The sequence below is a fragment of the Pectobacterium sp. 1950-15 genome (assembly GCF_037136835.1).
In the GTDB taxonomy this organism is placed as follows: Bacteria; Pseudomonadota; Gammaproteobacteria; order Enterobacterales; family Enterobacteriaceae; genus Pectobacterium.
Map to the genome: position 1 here is coordinate 195,868 of NZ_JBBBQR010000004.1, position 16,046 is coordinate 211,913.

Consider the following 16,046-nt stretch of genomic DNA (forward strand, 5'->3'; position numbering starts at 1 on the left):
GGCGATGGGGTTATTGGCTCAGTCGTCCAGCTTTACGCGCTTGCTCGTCCCACTGCGGCACCACCGTATTCAGGAAATCCTGTTTTTCGGCTTTGATTTGCTGCATGTTGAGCCCAATCGCCTGCTGCGCTTTCTCTTTTGTCGAGATATCCGGCAGCTTGACTTCTCCTGTCACGCCTTTTTGTGCCAATAGGCGTACCAGTTTGGTTCTCGCCTCAGCGGATTTACTCAGCGACGTGCCTAGCATTCGTAAGCCTTCATCTGGCGCATGCATGTGAATACCATGAGAGGCAACCGCCAGATCCCAGCGCCATTGCGCATGACGGATATCCATCAAAATCGGCTGCATTTCCGCTTCGGTTGCACCGGCATCCCAGGCCGCCTTGGCCTCAAAATGCGCATGAACCAGCTGTTCTTCTGCTTTCAGTTTTAATTCATGAATAGCCGTTTTACGTTCGGCGACAACCGCCTGCATCGCCGCTTTATCCTGCGTGTGGCAATTGGTACAGGTTTCGCCGTAATTATCGAAGGGGTTACCAATTTTGTGATCGGTGTACAGCTTGCCGTCTGCGTTTTTCACTTTCGGCATATGACAGTCGATACAGGTCACGTTGTTTTTACCGTGGATACCGACGCTCCAGGTTTCATATTCTGGATGCTGGGCTTTCAACATCGGTGCGCGGGAAAGGGTGTTAGTCCAGTCGGAGAAAGAAATGGCGTCATAGTATTTTTCCATGTCTTCGACTTTCGTGCCGTTATCCCATGGAAATTTCACCGCTTTGTCTTTACCAGAAAAATAATACTCAACGTGGCATTGTCCACAGACCATTGACTGCTGCCCGAATCGACTGGCTTGATCAAACGGCTTACCAATCGCTTCCATTGCGCGCTCAGCGTAAGGACGGGAGAGCGTCAACGCCGGTTTGCCCTGAGCAAAATCCGGCTGTGCGGTCTCATGGCAGTCCGCACAGCCGAGATCGTTAGTAATCTCCGGCCCGCCTCGTGCCCACTTGCCTTTGAAGTAACCGTCCTCACCTTCTTGTTGAATCAAGCGGGCGACATCCGGGCTTTTACAACTCCAGCACGCCATCGGCAGAGGGCCATCTTCTGCCGTCTTTGGTGCGCCGGTACGCAGCGTTTCACGTACGTCTGTGATGGCATAGGCATGGCCGCGCGGCTTGTTATAGTCTCTGGAGAAGGGATAACCCGCCCAGAGGACTACCATCATCGGGTCTTCTGCCAACGCGTCGTGACGCTCAGACTGCTCGCTGGTCGCTTTCCACGAGTTGAATTGATCGGGGTGTTGAGCGGTGAAGACTGAATTTCTTGCTTCTATTGGAGCGGGAGGGGGGGCCGCCGGAGCCTCAGCGGAATAGGCTGGCATCATAAGAAAAAGACTGGCTACCATGCCCCACAGATAGGAGATTGACGTGCTTATCCTGACCATGCGTTTGTGTCCAATTTAAGCCGCCTACTGGCGGTCATTTTAGTTATCCATTTGACAGAAACCACAACAACTGTCGTGACATTACTCGCCTTATGAATAACAAAAAGATGCATTCAAAATATTGTTTTTGATCAAAGGTAAAGAAAAGTAATGAATCGTATCGAAAGTTATATGAGGATTGTCTCAGTCACGGCAGGATGGCGTACACGGTGAAACGCGAACAGAGGTTGCCACGGGTGCTTCCAGACTCCTTTCTGATACCCCGTGGCAGAAACAGAAGCTTATAGTCACCCACTGGGTGCCGGACAAACGCCTAACGCTACTCGGACATTCTGCCCTTGCGAAGGGGTAACATTCTGTCCAGCGTATTATCACGCACAATATAATGATGAAATAACGCCGCCGCAGCATGAAGACCAATAATAAAATAGCCGGCATTGGCTATCAATTCATGTAACGATTTCAGATTGTGCTGAATATTTTCATTCAAAACGTGCGTAATAGGCATTGCTATTCCAAAGAAAGACCATTCCACCTGCCCGTAATAAAGCGAAGCTATCCCAAAAACCGGTAATAAAATAAACATGAGGTATAACACGCCGTGCGTTATTTTCGCCGCTATATGCTGCCAGCGCGGCAGCGGTGGGACAATAGCAGGATCGCTATGCCTCATTTTCAGCAACACTCTGATTAACATAAGGAATAACACACATAAACCTGCTGTATAATGCGTCAGCGCCATGGTTGCTCGCTCAGGACTGTTTTTTGGCGTAAATCCTTTAAGCTCCATCGCAGCATAGGTAATCACTACCATGATAAAAACAAGCCAATGAAAAATAATTTGGCTAGTCGCATAGGTTTTTTTCATTTTCAAATACCCGTCGATTAACAGTAAGTCATTTATAGAATCTAAACCTTAAGCGTACATTAATATAAAAATTTTCATTTCCGAAAAAATTCTTAAGGTTGACATAATAATTCACTGCCAGGATGACCTTATTTTCAGCAGAGGCTCCTATTATGCGAATAATGTCACCCTATACATTAAAATGGTTACATGGCGGATACGAACAGAATGATATTTCAACGTCAATACGTGAAAGCTATCATCAGATTTACAACGCCTCACTTTCCCGCTGTATGCCCTGGCTTCTCGGCATGTACGATGCCCGTGGCGAACTGAGAGCAGCCTGTGGCGTCCAGACGGCTTCACAAGGTGTATTTTACCTGGAGCAATATCTTGATGCTCCCGTTGAAACGATGTTGTCCGCTCGTATTAACCTCCCCGTTTCGCGGGAAAAAATCGTCGAAATAGGAAACTTCACCGCACATGACGGCGCTTCAGCACGCGTTATGTATGCCGCCATCTGTTTATTACTCAACCAATATCACTACTCGTGGATTGTCTTCACCGGCACCAGGAAAATTCGCAACATTTTTCATCGACTCCATCTGCACCCCATGCTACTGACGCCTGCCAGCGCAGCACGGCTGGGCGATACGGCACAAGAATGGGGTGAATACTACCAACATGATCCGCAAGTTATGGCCGGAGAACTCACAAACGGAAAAACCACGTTAAGACAGACAAGCATGTTGCTTAACCTGTTTACCACGTTACCTGATGCTCCTTGGATAACCACGGCAGGAGAATCCTATGTTTCTGGACAGGCTTGAACAACTCGCCCAACAGTGCCCTGATGCCGTCGCTTTACAAGGTGACGGTCGGACATGGAGTTGGAAGCAATACCATGAAACCGTTATGGCGATTGCAGAGCGCTTAACGTCACTCGGTATAAAGCGCTTAGCACTTGAACTAGAAAATAGTCCAGAGTGGGCCATGATCGATCTGGCTTGTCTTGTTAGCGGGATTGTGATCGTCCCCATTCCCCCTTTCTTCACCGTCGGACAAAAGACGTGGGTAATGTCGTCCGCGTCTATTGATGCACGGATCGGTAGCGCGCCCCTGGCAGAGTGGCAGACCTGTGATTTCCCTCTAGGGCAACTGCAAACCCGAATCGTCGATGAACCGATTTCTCTGCCTTTTGGTACAGCCAAAATCACCTATACCTCTGGCACTACAGGGGAACCGAAAGGGGTGTGCTTAAGCCTAAGCGGCATGGAGTGGACAGCTCAAACCCTTGCGAGTGAATTGCGCTCACTCCACTTACAAAAGCATTTGGTGACATTACCGCTCAGTATTCTGCTTGAGAATCTATGTGGTATTTACATCCCGCTGCTGCTGGGGGCTGAAACCGTGGTGCTGCCACCGTCACACATCGGTTTTGAAGGCTCCAGTCGGTTCAATGCGACGCAATTTTTACAGGCGCTACTACGCTGGCGCCCTGAGAGTCTGGTACTGGTGCCAGAACTACTGCGTGTACTGCTACAGTTGCATCAGCAGGCTCAGGAAAGCACACAGTCATTGCGCTTCATTGCCGCAGGTGGCGGCAAAATCTCAACCCAACTACTGGGACTTGCAGCCCAGAGTGGACTTCCCATTTTTGAAGGCTATGGACTGTCAGAATGCGGTTCCGTCGTGGCGCTGAATCGACCTGGCGCCACACGGCAGGGTAGCGTCGGCAAAGCCTTGCCGAGCATCCAACTGGCGGTTGATGGTGACAGGCAACTGCTCGTGTCCAGTCCAGCCAATGCGCTAGGTTATCTGGGGGGGCCCTCACCTTCATTGACGGTAGCGACAGGCGATCTCGGCAGCGTCGATGATGATGGCTTCATCTATATTCAGGGCCGCATGAAAAACGTGCAAATCAACGCCTTTGGCCGCAATTTTTCCCCTGAATGGCCAGAAGCGGAGGCCATGGCCTGTCCCGCAGTCCGCCGCATTGTGATTTTCGGTGAAGGATTAGTGCGTAATGTGGCACTGGTCGACGCATTTGACGGACAACAGGAGCTCGCACGGGAACAACTGATGGCTCTTTCTGCACAGTTGCCAGATTACGCGCAACTGCACCGATTACTGTTTACCCATACGATTTCATCACCCGATATGTTAACGGCCAATGGCCGTCCTCGCCGCAATGCCATATGGCAAACCCTACAACATCAGATACTCACCCGTAGTGAGGAGGAACAACAATGAACTTCTATCAACAATTACAAAATAAAACAACGACTGAACGTCAACAGTTGCTTTCGTCTCCGACTATCGCCCGTTGCCTCGATGGCAACATTTCACGCGAGATGTATATCGAGTTTTTGACTCAAGCGTACTACCACGTCAGCCATACCGTCCCATTATTGATGTGTGCAGGTAGCCGCCTCCCTCCATCGCATGAATCTATGCGCGGTGCAATTTCTGAATATATCGAGGAAGAATACGGCCATCAGGAGTGGATTCTGAATGATATCCGCGCCTGTGGCGGAGATGCAGAAAAGGTCAGATTAGGGACGCCCGGCTTGCCCATTGAAATGATGATTGCCTTTCTTTATCACCGCATTGAACGTGTCAACCCCATGAGCATCTTTGGCATGGTGTGGGTGCTGGAAGGCACCAGCGTGTCTATTGCGTCCGCCATTGCTACACGAGTGGAACAGGCACTGAGGCTACCAAAAGAGGCAACCACCTATCTGCGTTCTCACGGCGAGCTAGACCAAGATCACCTGAAATTTTTTGCCTTGCTGATGAATACCGTCACGGATAAGCGAGATCATGATGCCATTGTTCACACGGCTCACCGCGTTTATCACCTGTACACACAGATGCTCAATCAACTGGGGAATGGCTAAAGTGAACCTGCATAATAAGACAATACTGCTGACAGGCGCGAGTGGCGGAATTGGTCAGGCACTCGCACACGCCTTAGCGGAAAAAGGGGCAAACCTCTACCTTGTAGGACGTAATGAACAGGCGATGCAGCGTCTGCAACAGCAGTTGCCCCGTCCAGAACAGCACTGCATCGCTCTGATGAAAACCTATTCAGAGATTGAAATCATTACCCTTGCAGCCAGATTTAATGAAAACCATAAGTTGGACATCCTCATTAATAATGCAGGATGCAGCCATTTTGCGTTGTTTGAACAGCAATCTTTCGATGATATTCGTGAACAAATCCAGACCAATATTGAAATTCCCACATTACTCACTCGCACATTGTTAAAGAAATTGAGTCAACAAAGCATTGTCCTCAATATCGGTTCTATCTTTGGGGAAATTGGGTATCCCGCATGGAGCGTCTACTGTGCCACAAAAGCCGCTATGCATCGTTTTTCCGAAGCCCTAAGCCGCGAGTTACAGGGTAGCGGAATTTCTGTACTGTATGTCGCCCCTCGGGCAACAGAAACCGCACTCAACAGCGAAGAGGTCTATGCACTGAATCACAAGCTCGGTAACCGTCACGATTCCCCAGCCTTGGTTGCTACCCAAATTGTCCGTCTCCTTGAAACAGAACAAAAACGATACCGTTTTGGCGTCATGGAACGGCTGTTTGTCAAAATGAATGCCTGGTTTCCGGCGCTCGTTGACCGAGCACTGAACAAAAAATTACCGGTCATTCAGGCGTTCGCTCGAGGCAAAGTCAGAGGAGGAAATAAATGAGAACACGCAATATGCTGGTGATCACATTCGCAAGCGCGGTGTCAGTGTCTGTGCAAGCAAATACATCCCTGAGTGCATTACAAAACACGTGGTCCGTTTGTCAGTATCAGACTCTGGAAGCACAGAAAGAAGGATGTTTTAGCACACTAAGCCAGCAAGCGCATGACGCGAGCCGTGCCAAAAACGATAACGATGCAACGCTGTTAATTTGGTCAGGTATTATCGATAGCAGTTGGGCTGGCGCAAAAGGCGGCTTGGGTGCTCTCAGTCTGGTTAAACAGGCTCGCACATCGCTTGAAAAAGCGATCGCTATTGACCCCAATGCGCTTGATGGTTCGGCCTGGACGAGCCTCGGGGTACTTTACTATCAGGTTCCCGGTTGGCCCGTCGGTTTTGGTGACAAGAAAAAAGCCGACGAGATGCTAAAAAAAGCGCTGACGCTCAGTCCTGATGGCATTGATGCCAATTATTTTTATGGTGACTTTCTGCTGAAAGAAGGAAAAGTCGGTGAGGCGAAACGTTATCTGGAAAAAGCACTTCACGCTCCGGCTCGGCAAGGGCGTGACATTGCCGATAATGGTCGTCGCCGAGAGATAGGAAACGCGCTGGCAAGCATTCAATAACGCCCCTGCTGGCAGATAGCGTTAAACCACGAGTCCGTACCAACCATTTTCTGTGGTAAAGGGAACGGTTGGTTCTCTTCAGGGGCTGATTGGAAGCGGGCATGATTTCTCAAGCCCGCTTCCGAAGACGCTATTTAACATAGCCTCTGAACAAGTTTTGCCCCGTTTCGATGGTCACACCACCGTGTCATGTACGTCAGGTAATCCCCCTCGCCTGCTTGTCACTATAGCAAGGCAGACCCACTCCCGTTCAGGATTCAGTGCTTATTTCCATAGGCCAACGCCAGCTTGGCGTAGAAATCTTCCAGCGTGAAGCGGGCATCGACGGCGTTATATACCCGAATTTGACGAGCATTTTCCTGAGGCGCATAGGTTAGATCGTCGTTTAACTGTGGCGCATTGACCAGCGTGTAATGGTATTCGTGGTCATCCAGCAACAGAGATACCGAGGGGTTATCGCCCAAGACCCACACTTCGCTTTTCGGCCAGGGAACATCCTTAATGGTTTCAGAAATCGCACGATTAAACTCGATCAGCTGTTGCCACAGGTACTCTCCGACCTTCCCTTGCGGCTTCACGCGTACGGCAAGCTCAGACAGCGAGACGCGCACGGACATATAGACATTATGTGGAACCTGCCACAAAGGCACCTGAGACTTGAATACGCTGTTCGCCGCAACCGGATCGTTGAACATATTGTACTCCCAGCCCCCTTTCGGATAAGGCATGCCGCCAATCCACACCACCGTCATTTTGCTGGCAATCGTCGGTTCAGCCTGCAATGCAGCGGCGATATCCGTAATCGGCCCCATGACTAACACAAACAGCGGATGCGAATCGTCTTTTAATGCTTCTTTGATCAGCATTTGCGCCCCTTCACTCAACGCAGGCGCGCCACCGTCGGCTTTCAGCGCTTGCGTCGCACCGCGATAAACGGGAATGTCCGTTTTTCCCATTACGTTCATCAGCCGCTGGAGCTCGTGGTAGCTCTCCATCATGCTGTTTTCTCCATCGCGTTTCATTAACGGCGCAGTACGGGAGTAGTGGGCGGCAATCAACCCTTTCACCTGCATCGTCGGCGTCAGCACCGCATGGGCAACGGCAAAATCATCATCAGCCTCGTTTTTCGCATCGGCGCTGATGATGACGCGGATCTGTTTATGATCGGCCACGTCAAAAGGTGAGGTTTGCGCCTGCGCGGTGAACGCGCTGAGGAAAGGCAATGCCACGATCAACATGGCGAAACGGGAAAAATATCTGCGCATAGAGGTAATTATCCTTAACGGGGCTTGGCAGTCATTGGTATGGCAGCCTGACAATGCAGGCTGCCATCAAAGAACGCGGGCATACGACAACGCTGCCCGCAGCACGAAGACGCTATTTAAAAAGCTTCTGAACAAACTCGCTGTACGCCGGTCGCCAGACGTCCATTTCATGGCCGAGATTCGGATAATGGTGGTAGTCAAACCGGATATTCTTCTGCTCCAGTGTCGTTTTCAGACCCGCAATATCCTTACCGGTGATGTTGTCGGTTCCGCCAATCACGACCGTAAAGTTATTCAGTTGCTGATTAATCTGCTCAGGCCGCTCAAGCTGCGCGGCAACGGCCGTGTTTGGCACCGTTTCAGTGGTAACGCCGCTGAACGTTGCCAGCCAGCCGAAGTGATCCAGGTGGCTCATGCCGGATACCAGCGCCTGATAGCCGCCTTGAGACAGCCCGGCCAGCGCCCGGCCGTTTGCATCCTGACGGACGTTAAAGCGTTTGCCGATCTCGGGGATGATGTCATGAATAAGTTCTCTGTCCGCCGCCAGCGCATTGCGCGGATAGAACACCTTACGGCGCTCCTGCGGGGGATATTCTTCCGGGATGATGCCGGGAACGTCCGTTTCCGTATCAGGAATGACAACCAGCATTGGCTCAATCTTTTTCTCTGCCAGCAGGTTATCCATCATCTGCGGTATCCGCCCCTGTACCACGGCCGATGCCCCCGTATCGCCGAAACCATGATAGAAGTAGAGTACCGGCAATGGTTTTGACGATTCGCTATAGCCCGGTGGCGTCCAGACATACACCTGACGCTCAGATTTCAACGCGTTGGAGTGATAGGTCAGCGTTCTCAGCTCGCCGTGTGGCACCTGACGCACATCCAGAATGCTTCCCGGCACCAGAATCAGGCTGGTATTGACCTGACGCTGCGGTTTAGTCAACGCCGTGCCGGTATCAATGGTGCGAAAACCGTCCACGCTGAAGAAATATTCATACAGGTTCGGTGCCAGCGCGGGCGTCTTGAACGACCACACGCCAGAGCCATCTTTCATCATCGCATGGGACACGATGCTATCGGGCGTCGAACCGGTAAAAACACTGACCTGTTTCGCCGTTGGCGCAAACAGGCGGAAGGTAATGCTGCTGTCCGCATTTACCGCCGTGACATACTGGCTCACAGGGACTGTGGCCGCTGGCATAACAGGAAAATCGGCAGGTAGCGCAGAAGCGTTGACAGAAATCCCTGTTAATGCACCCAGAGTCAATAATGATAAAGATATTTTCTTCATGTTCATTCGCATAATCCCATCCCGACTATCACGTCATCGAGTCTGTTTTTGCTAAATGTAGCGGCACCGCCGAAGCGGTGCCGACGTGGTGACAGGTATTACCACCAGACTTCCGCTTGAACACCCACGGAGAATTGATCGCTCTTACTGTCGTTAAAGGTGGCCTTGCTGATATCGTTATCTTCAATTTTCAGGTAAGAACCATAGAATCGAATCTCTGGACGAGAATTCAAGATACTCGTGTCGACTTTAAGCGCATGGTACAGCGTGGTCTTATAACCTGACTCATGATAATTCATACCATTGGCCTTATTGGTCTGATTAAAGTACGCCAATTCCACCCCCGTCTGATTGAACTTATCCCAAATATAAGCAGGGCGAAGTACGGCACGAATACTATCGAAATCGGTATTTGCACCCGTATCATAACTATAGATGTCATTACCTTTTGAATAGACCAACGCATTCGCCATAATAATATCATCACGCAGATACATTTCTCCTTGTGAGATCACACGAAATGCATTTCCTGAATGGTTGCCGTAATAATCACCATTTCGGCTATACGTTGGGTTCGCATCAGAGATATTAGCAAAACCGCTGGCAATAGAATTACTCGCACCTTGAACGGTGAATTCATTAAACCCGCCGTTATATAATCCTTGACGTAAAATGACACCAGCGGTCCAGGCGTCTTTCAATTTATACGATAAACCATCGATTTCATTATTATTCTGCACATTGCTCTTATTGGCTTGCGCATATTTACCAATCAGAGACAATGTTGCATCATCCCACAACGGAATACCTTTATAGCGAATATCAACCGCATTGGTATTAACCTGATTTTTATCTTTTTTCGGGTCATTATATACGAATCGCCGCGCGTTAACGTCTTCACGGTTCAAAGAGACATCAAGTTTACCCACGCCCAACTGCCAGTTCTCAATACCTACACCGCCCGCTGCTTCAGAACGGTGGCTTTTCCAGTCCAGCATCTGAATTTCATAGACTGGCAGGGTATTTTTACCTACCCAAAAATCAGCCTCTGGGGCGAATGGTAAAAACCCTTTCGTATTGACGTACATCTGGGAGAATTGCAGTTTATTTTCATTATCGGCGTCTTCGCCAAACCAGGCGCTGTTGTACTGCATCCCCACGTTACCATCCAATTGGATGACGGCATCAACACGTTTATTCCCTTCTGCATACACTTTTTGGCTCAGTATGAGATCGAACCAACCACTGTGCTCATTACCAAAACGCCCTAATGAACCAATCGCATACGATTTTGGTGCCCCATGATCGGCCGTTGCCCATCCCGAACGGAAGTACCCCGTATAGCTAAAGCCAATATCATCCTTAACGAATTTACTCACTTCAGCTAACGTTAATGGCTTCTGTTGTGCACTTGTCGCGGCATCAGTCGTATTTGTGGCGGGTTGGACAACAGGTGCAAGAACCACCTGATTAGCCGATGACGTGCCAGAAGAAGCAACAACCAGCGGTTTATCTTTTGCCGCAGAGTTTGCTGCAAGACGTGCTTTATTCTCCGCGTTCGTCTTATATTCGCGCAGTTCTTTCTTCGTTGACTGCAATTCAGCTTTATTTGCCGCCAGCTCTTTCTCCAATAGTTCCAGTCTTTCTTCTACGGTCAATTTTGCGGCCATAGCACCATTAGACAAAAACACGGAAGACATCAGTAATACCATCATCTTTACAGGGAATTTTTTACGCATGATTATTATCCGAGTAGGGTACATTTTAACATTGGAAACAGCGGTTTTAAGTTGAGACAACCCTCTCGCGACGCTAGCCGCAAGTCCGCCTATTTATAAAAATTTTTGTAAAATCTACATGACCGTTTATATGATTTAATGGCTAGTTCATTCCCTCCCGTTTCATTTTATTCCCCTGCCATCTTTCCCATGGATAGTAAAAAAATAGAGTTCGCATTCATTCCAGATCTTATTGCTCTGAGAATGAATGCGTAAATGACTCATCGATGCGATGGTTTATTTCAACGTTTCACCGTTAGAGGAAATGACTTCTTTATACCAGTAGAAACTTTTCTTACGCCGACGTTCTAATGTGCCGTTCCCTTGATCATCACGATCGACATAAATGAAGCCGTAGCGTTTCGACATTTCGGCTTTTGATGCACTCACCAGATCAATCGGCCCCCAGCAGGTATAACCCATCACCTCAACACCATCTTCCAGCGCTTCACCTACTTGATACAGGTGATCGTTCAGGTATTTGATGCGATAGTCATCGTTAATGCTGCCATCACTTTCAAGTTTATCTTTGGCACCCAAACCGTTTTCCACAATGAACAGCGGTTTTTGGTAGCGGTCATACAGGTAGTTCAGCAAATAGCGCAGCCCTTCCGGGTCGATCTGCCAGCCCCACTCGGAGCTTTCCAGATGCGGGTTCGGCACCATGTTCAAAATATTGCCGCGCGCTTTCAGGTTCACTTCTTCATCAGTGGTCACGCAGCCCGTCATGTAATAGCTGAAAGAAATGAAATCGATAGTTTCTTTCAACGACTGACGATCGTCTTCCGTTACCGTCAGCGTAATCTCGTTCTGTTTAAAGAAACGCTTCATGTACGCCGGGTAGTATCCTCGGCTTTGAACATCGCCGAAGAACAGCCAGTCGCGGTTCTGCTGCATCGTTTCCATGACATCCGCAGGTTTGCAGGTTAATGGATAGAACATGGAACCCAACATCATATTGCCGATTTTGGCATCAGGGATGATGTCATGACACGCCTTCACCGCTTTGGCACTCGCAACAAGCTGGTGATGAATCGCCTGATAGATATCCTGCTTACTACTCTCGGTAGGTAAACCAATTCCTGTAAATGGTGCATGTAATGCGCAGTTAATTTCGTTGAACGTCAGCCAATATTTCACTTTGTCTTTATAGCGCTGGAATACCGTGCGGGCGTAACGCTCGAAGAATGTAATCGTTTCACGGCTTCCCCAGCCGCCATAATTCTTCACCAGACCATAAGGCATTTCATAGTGGGAGAGCGTCACCAAAGGCTGAATGCCGTACTTTGCCATTTCATCAAACAGGCGATCGTAAAATGCCAACCCTGCCTCATTCGGCTGGGTTTCATCACCCTGCGGGAAAATACGCGTCCAGGCAATCGAGGTTCTCAGGCATTTGAAGCCCATTTCTGCAAAGAGCGCGATATCTTCGGGATAACGATGATAAAAATCGATCGCGATATCTTTAATTCCGCTGTCGCCCGGCGTACGCGTGACGATCTCGCCAAAAATACCCTGCGGCTGTAAATCAGACGTCGATAACCCTTTGCCGCCCGTCAAATACGCGCCTTCAACCTGATTGGCTGCGATCGCGCCGCCCCACAAAAATTCTTTCGGAAACTGATGGCTCATCTTTTCTCCTCCCAATTGGGTCGTAAATTTCAATGTCAGCGGATTAACGTCAGTAAAGTGCCCTGTTCCTGCACGGTGTTTCCGGCGGTAGGCAGAACATCAACGTAATCTTCGCTATTGGTGATAATGACGGGCGTTGTCGTGTCATAGCCAGCTTTTTCAATCGCCTGATAATCAAACTCCACCAGAAGATCGCCCTGCTTCACGACATCGCCGGTCTTAATGTGTGCAGTGAAATATTGACCATCCAATTTCACCGTATCGATGCCGACGTGAATGAGCACCTCGGCACCCTCTTCCGATTCAAGCCCAATGGCATGGTTAGTTTTGAACAGCGAGGCGACCGTGCCATTCACCGGTGAAACCACGCGCCCGGTCTGCGGTTTAATCGCAATGCCTTTTCCCATTAACCCACTGGCGAACGTTTCATCACCAACCTGCTCAAGCGGCAGCACCGAGCCCTCGATTGGACTGCTTATCTCTTGCTTACGCGTCACATCGCTCTGGCGCGGTGTAGCTTGTGCTGCTGACGCAGGAACATTTGCTTCTGTCGTCTTCTCCTGCGCCGGAATTCCGAAGGCCCAACTCGCGGCGGCGGCAAAGGTAAAAGCAATCACCGTACCGATAATGGCGGCCCAGACCGTGTTATCGACACCTGTCGGTGGGATAACCTGGGTAAAGGTAAAGATGCTCGGGAAGCCGAAGGAATAGATAGTGGTATGGAAATATCCCAAAATGGCAGCACCCATCGCGCCACCAACACAGCCAAAAATGAAGGGACGTTTCAGCGGCAGCGTGACGCCATACACCGCCGGTTCCGTAATACCAAAGATCGCAGCCGAGAAAGCCGAACCGGAAATTCCTTTCAGCTTCATATCACGCGTACGCAGCAGCACGCCCAGTACCGCTCCCGCCTGCCCTAATACCGCAGGAACCAGTAGCGGCATCATAGTGTCATGCCCTAATACGCTGAGGTTATTGATCATCAGCGGCGTTAGCCCCCAATGCAGACCAAAGATCACGAACACCTGCCACAGCGCCCCCATCAACGCGCCCGCAATCATGGAGTTCAGCCCATAAATCAGCTGATAGCCGCTAGCCAGCATATGTCCAAGCCAGGTTGCCGCCGGTCCAATCAGCAGGAACGTGACGGGGACCGTGATGCAGAGGCACAGCAGCGGCGTGAAGAAATTGCGGATATTGATATGCAATATGGCATTCAGCGGCTTTTCCAGACGTGAAGCAAGCCAGGCCGAGAAAATAATCGGAATAACGGAAGAGGCATAATTGATGAAGGTAATTGGAATGCCCAGGAAATACAGCTGCTGGTAACCTGCATTTTGCATAGCACCAAATTCAGCAATCATCGATGGATGCACCAGCGTGGCGCCAATTACCATGGTAACAAATGGATTGCCACCAAATTTTTTCCCTGCGGTATAGCCTAATACTACCGGGAAGAAAAAGAATAACGCATCGCTTGCCGCAAACAGCACTTTATAGGTTCCGCTGGTTTCAACCATCCAACCACACGCCAGACTGAGCGCCAGAAAACCTTTTAAAATACCCGATGCGGCCATCACCCCAATTAACGGGGTGAATATTCCAGAAATAACATCAATGAAGCGCGAGAAGATATTTCCGTCTTTCTCATCGCCGTCTTCATGATTCGCGGAATCAGTCCTGTCGGTCAATCCAGAAATATCCAACAAGCTGTTATAGACATCACTAACATGATTACCTACGACGACCTGAAATTGCCCGCCGCTTTCAACGACCATGATCACGCCTGAGTTATCTTTCAGCGCCGCGGCATCCGCTTTTTTGTCGTCTTTTAATTTAAAACGTAATCGGGTTGCGCAGTGCATGACGCTAATGATGTTGCCGCGACCACCGACACCATCGAGTATCTCACTTGCTAATGCTTTGTATTCCATCGTCTATCCTTAATGCTATATCCGTCATACTTCAAGCTACATGTGCGTTGGCTGCGTTCGCTCACCCAAATCACTTACCCGAGTAAGCTCATCGGGATTCACTTGCTTGCCGCCTGCCTGTAAATCGAATTATTTAGGATATAAACAGACTTAAATATCAATAATTTAAGATTGCCAGTTCTGTTTGAGACAAAAAAAAACCTAAATCGTTTTTCCCAATACACATTGAGAAAACGATTTAGGTTTTGCCTGCCCGCCGAGACCAGCCTGACAGTAACAATCCTACTTGTTTGTCAGCGCGACTTACGCACTAACAATAAAAACGTACTTCATCTGATAATTTGCTTTCCACATACTTTATGCTTTCACTTTCACCGTGTGCAAGGATATTTACCTTATCACACGGCTATTTTGTGACGAAAAGCAAATTAGCAGAAATTATTCTCCATCACCTGATTCTATTTTATCCTGACCTTCTGTTCGCACGCGTTCAATATGAATCGTTAAGAACATCAACTCTTCTTTCGTTAACGTGTAGTGATATTTTTGAATGATGTGCGCCTGTATTTTTTCCGCACAGCGATAAGAAAGTTGATACCGTTGTTTCACGACATCATGTAATGATTCATCATCACTAAATACTGTGCTTTTTCCTATTAGCCGCTGCGCGAAGAACTTCAAATGCGTCACAAAACGGTGATAACTTAATGCTTGTTCGTTATAATCCAGATTCAACTGATATTTTACAATATTCAGTATTTCCTGCATGATTTTGGTAATTTGCAGGACTTCCGGCATTTCGCTGTCGAGCTGTGCGTTCACCAAATGCAGAGCAATAAACCCGGCTTCATCTTCTGGTAAGCGCACGGCCAGGCGCTGCTCAATAATATCCAGCGCTTCCAGACCGACAGCGAACTCTTTTGGATACAGGCGCTTTATTTCCCATAACAGCACATTGCGGATATCCACCCCTTGCTTATGGCGTTCTATCGCAAAATGGCAGTGATCCGTTAAAGAGATATAGACACTGTTTTGCAATTTCCCCGGCAAACGATCTTTGGCCAACAGGATGATCTTGTCTGCTGTCGTAATGACATCCATCGGAATCTCTGACAGCAACTCCTGTAGGCGTGACGTCAGTTCCCCGGATTTCATCACAAACACGCGTTCAATCAGCGTTTCGTCCAGCAGATCGCCAGAGTGCTTTTTGAAGCCCAGCCCGCGTCCCATCACAACCGACTCATTATTGTTTTCGTCGATTACGGTAACGACATTATTGTTGAGTATTTTGGCAATCTTCATTTTTCAAACCCTGGAAACAAAAAAACCAGACACCCGTAACAAGAACGAGCATCTGGTTTTGCCTGCTTACGCAGTAACAATCCGCAATAGCAGGTAAACTACCATCTACCTTTATCTTCTCAAGAAGCATGACACAAAAACGTGATACGGATCGATAGAAAAGCGTGCAGCTTACACGCATTTTCTTTATTTATTGCCAGCCGTTACAAGAATCGC

At 48.9% G+C, this 16,046-nt stretch carries 13 protein-coding genes; 5 read left to right on the forward strand and 8 right to left on the reverse strand.

Going from position 1 to position 16,046, the window contains the following annotated elements:
- Positions 1–10: 10 nt before the first annotated feature.
- A complete protein-coding gene (nrfA, locus tag WCT94_RS06680) occupies positions 11–1,387 on the reverse strand; it encodes an ammonia-forming nitrite reductase cytochrome c552 subunit (RefSeq protein ID WP_336868861.1) in 1,377 nt (458 codons plus the stop codon).
- Positions 1,388–1,766: 379 nt separating this feature from the next.
- Positions 1,767–2,315: a cytochrome b561 gene (gene cybB, locus WCT94_RS06685; protein WP_336868687.1), complete on the reverse strand. Its 549-nt coding sequence runs from the start codon at positions 2,313–2,315 to the stop codon at positions 1,767–1,769.
- A 161-nt stretch (positions 2,316–2,476) separates the two neighbouring features.
- Here cybB and WCT94_RS06690 point away from each other — a divergent pair, with 161 nt between their 5' ends.
- The 5 genes from WCT94_RS06690 to WCT94_RS06710 are packed head-to-tail and all read left to right on the forward strand — an operon-like array spanning position 2,477 to position 6,625.
- Positions 2,477–3,124, forward strand: coding sequence for a thermostable hemolysin (locus tag WCT94_RS06690; RefSeq protein ID WP_336868688.1), 648 nt, complete (start codon positions 2,477–2,479; stop codon positions 3,122–3,124).
- The gene (locus tag WCT94_RS06695) at positions 3,105–4,547 is read left to right on the forward strand and encodes an AMP-binding protein (RefSeq protein ID WP_336868690.1); all 1,443 of its coding nucleotides are present in this window, start codon (positions 3,105–3,107) and stop codon (positions 4,545–4,547) included. The genes WCT94_RS06690 and WCT94_RS06695 overlap by 20 nt, the downstream gene beginning before the upstream one ends.
- Entirely contained in the window at positions 4,544–5,194 is a 651-nt protein-coding gene (locus WCT94_RS06700; RefSeq protein WP_336868692.1) for a TenA family transcriptional regulator, read from the forward strand. Before WCT94_RS06695 ends, WCT94_RS06700 begins: the two co-directional genes overlap by 4 nt.
- Positions 5,187–6,002, forward strand: a complete 816-nt coding sequence (locus WCT94_RS06705) for an SDR family oxidoreductase (RefSeq protein ID WP_336868694.1) — start codon at positions 5,187–5,189, stop codon at positions 6,000–6,002. Before WCT94_RS06700 ends, WCT94_RS06705 begins: the two co-directional genes overlap by 8 nt.
- Positions 5,999–6,625: a tetratricopeptide repeat protein gene (locus tag WCT94_RS06710; RefSeq protein WP_336868696.1), complete on the forward strand. Its 627-nt coding sequence runs from the start codon at positions 5,999–6,001 to the stop codon at positions 6,623–6,625. The genes WCT94_RS06705 and WCT94_RS06710 overlap by 4 nt, the downstream gene beginning before the upstream one ends.
- 257 nt (positions 6,626–6,882) lie before the next feature.
- Here WCT94_RS06710 and WCT94_RS06715 read toward each other — a convergent pair whose 3' ends face one another.
- The 6 genes from WCT94_RS06715 to licT form a co-directional block, all read right to left on the reverse strand.
- Positions 6,883–7,890: a nucleoside hydrolase gene (locus tag WCT94_RS06715; RefSeq protein WP_336868697.1), complete on the reverse strand. Its 1,008-nt coding sequence runs from the start codon at positions 7,888–7,890 to the stop codon at positions 6,883–6,885.
- A 112-nt stretch (positions 7,891–8,002) separates the two neighbouring features.
- Positions 8,003–9,187 (reverse strand): alpha/beta hydrolase-fold protein, encoded by a 1,185-nt coding sequence (locus WCT94_RS06720; RefSeq protein WP_442955482.1) that lies wholly within the window; start codon positions 9,185–9,187, stop codon positions 8,003–8,005.
- Between the two features lie 92 nt (positions 9,188–9,279).
- On the reverse strand, positions 9,280–10,920 hold the full coding sequence (locus WCT94_RS06725) for a carbohydrate porin (RefSeq protein WP_336868701.1): 1,641 nt from the start codon (positions 10,918–10,920) through the stop codon (positions 9,280–9,282).
- Between the two features lie 276 nt (positions 10,921–11,196).
- Positions 11,197–12,591 (reverse strand): glycoside hydrolase family 1 protein, encoded by a 1,395-nt coding sequence (locus tag WCT94_RS06730; RefSeq protein ID WP_336868702.1) that lies wholly within the window; start codon positions 12,589–12,591, stop codon positions 11,197–11,199.
- A 35-nt stretch (positions 12,592–12,626) separates the two neighbouring features.
- Positions 12,627–14,528 carry a PTS beta-glucoside transporter subunit IIABC gene (gene bglF / locus WCT94_RS06735; RefSeq protein ID WP_336868704.1) on the reverse strand — a complete coding sequence of 634 codons (1,902 nt, stop codon included), beginning with the start codon at positions 14,526–14,528 and terminating at the stop codon, positions 12,627–12,629.
- 438 nt (positions 14,529–14,966) lie between these two features.
- On the reverse strand, positions 14,967–15,830 hold the full coding sequence (gene licT / locus WCT94_RS06740) for a BglG family transcription antiterminator LicT (RefSeq protein ID WP_336868706.1): 864 nt from the start codon (positions 15,828–15,830) through the stop codon (positions 14,967–14,969).
- Between the last annotated feature and the right edge of the window lie 216 nt (positions 15,831–16,046).